We start from the raw sequence: 1,392 nt of genomic DNA on the forward strand, positions 1-1,392 counted from the left end.
TTTGATAATAATGAGCTCGATATTTTATCGGGCTCATTTTGTTTAGATTTGATTTAATTCTTTCGTTATTGTAATAGATTATATATTTATTAATTTCTTTTTTTAATTGTTCTATTGATTTGAATTTTTGAGTGTAAAACATTTCAGATTTTAATATTCCGAAGAAGTTTTCAATAATTGCATTATCTAAGCAGTTCCCTTTTCTTGACATGCTTTGTACAATGCCTTTTTGTTTTAATAAATATTGATAATGATTCATTTGGTATTGCCAGCCTTGGTCAGAATGAAGCATCAAGTTTGTATTGTCTGGTATTTTTCTAAATGCCTTTTTAAGCATCATAACCACTTGATTGAACACCGGCCTCTCTGTGAGTTCATAGCTGATTATTTCCTGATTAAACAGGTCAATTATTGGTGAGAGGTATAATTTATTTCCCGCTACGTTAAATTCTGTAATATCGGTTGCCCATTTTTGATTCGGAGCTTCTGCCTTAAAATTTCGTTCTAATATATTGGGAGCTATTTTGCCATTTTCACCTTTATATGATCTATACTTTTTTACTCTAATAATACTTTTTAAACCTAATACATTCATTAATCTGAGAACTGTTTTGTGATTGATGATTAGTCCTCTATTCTGCAGTTCATCGGTTATTCTTCTGTAGCCGTAACGCCCTTTATGTCTTTGGTAAATAGCTTTGATTAGATCTTTGGTTTCTTTGTATTTATCAGGTGATCTGCTCTGCTTTTGATGATAATAAAAACTGCTGCGTGCCATATTTGTCAGATCCAGAAGCAGATCTAAATCAAATTTATGCCTTAAATCGATTATGGCTTGGGATTTTTCCTGGCTTGAATTAAGGCTTGCAGCTTTTTTAGCAATTCATTCTCACAACGAAGCCTTTCGTTTTCTTTTAGCAGTTCTTGCTCTCTTGTTAGAGGCTTGTCTGATTTGCTTTTTCTGCTTTTATGATTACTCATGGATACTGGTCTGCCTTTTTGTTTTGGTTGCAGTCCTTCTAGTCCAAAGTTAGCAAAATCTTTTTTCCATTTTAAAATTATGGAAATACTGGGGATATTGAATCTGATACCAGCCTGCATCAAAGAAAGAGATTCCTTTTCTATGCTTTTGAGTACTTTCAGCTTAAAGTCAACTGAATAGCTTTTATTTATTCTTGACAATAAGCCAATTTCTCCATAGGTCTTATAAAAACTGACCCATTTGCGAATATTCCATCTTGGAATCTGCTTCATTCTTGAAACATATCCATCTGAATAATGCTTCTTTAAAACCAATTCTACGCATTCTAACTTAAATGCATAGTCATACTTTACTTTTCTTTCCATAAAAAATGCCCCCAAATAGTGTCTAACTTTTTGGGGGCAGTGCAT

At 32.5% G+C, this 1,392-nt stretch carries 2 protein-coding genes; both read right to left on the bottom strand.

Annotated features, from left to right (window positions below; genetic code table 11):
- On the bottom strand, positions 1 to 883 hold an 883-nt coding region (locus EG814_RS20870), incomplete at its 3' end, for an IS3 family transposase (protein ID WP_164515355.1).
- Positions 829 to 1,392, bottom strand: a 564-nt coding sequence (locus EG814_RS20875; protein ID WP_206430334.1) for a transposase, incomplete at its 5' end; no start/stop codon positions are given. The genes EG814_RS20870 and EG814_RS20875, both read right to left, overlap by 55 nt.

It is taken from the genome of Flavobacterium ustbae, assembly GCF_003946915.1.
Classification (GTDB): Bacteria; Bacteroidota; Bacteroidia; order Flavobacteriales; family Flavobacteriaceae; genus Flavobacterium; species Flavobacterium ustbae.